This is a genomic window from Bacillus sp. L_1B0_5, assembly GCF_000836715.1.
Lineage (GTDB): Bacteria > Bacillota > Bacilli > Bacillales > Bacillaceae_G > Bacillus_A > Bacillus_A thuringiensis_S.
Map to the genome: position 1 here is coordinate 1 of NZ_JXIS01000256.1, position 432 is coordinate 432.

The window sequence follows — 432 nt, forward strand, 5'->3', positions numbered from 1 at the left end:
TTGTCCATTATTTGCACCAGAACCTTTAATATAGATGTTTTTTGTGTTTTATATACAGCTAATTTACCTTTATATTCACTAATATCACTTATTAAATTTATTAATTCTCTTTTAAAATTAATATTCATATACGTCTCTTCAAAAAAATTCCGCATCTATTTTCCTCCACTGCCTCTGCTATATTCCTTATAAGAAAAGTTATTTTAATAATATATTACTATGAAAATAGCTCTTTTTGTAATTCTATTTTTTGGAATGAAAAAAGGGCTGCAAATTTAATACAAGTGTGCAGATTTAAAAAGCAATTTTACACTACAAAATAGCTAATAATAGTTGAATTTTTTGTTGGATATTCGTATATAATTTCATATTTTCAGTGAAGTATTCTCTCCAAACACCACTCTATTTAGATGGTGTTGCAAAACTCATAAA

The 432-nt window shown here is 25.2% G+C and carries 1 pseudogene; it reads right to left on the reverse strand.

Annotation, left to right across the window (positions count from 1 at the left end):
- Positions 1 to 155 (reverse strand): annotated as a pseudogene (locus RT27_RS36035) (Fic family protein); the annotation flags it as partial.
- Positions 156 to 432: the final 277 nt, after the last annotated feature.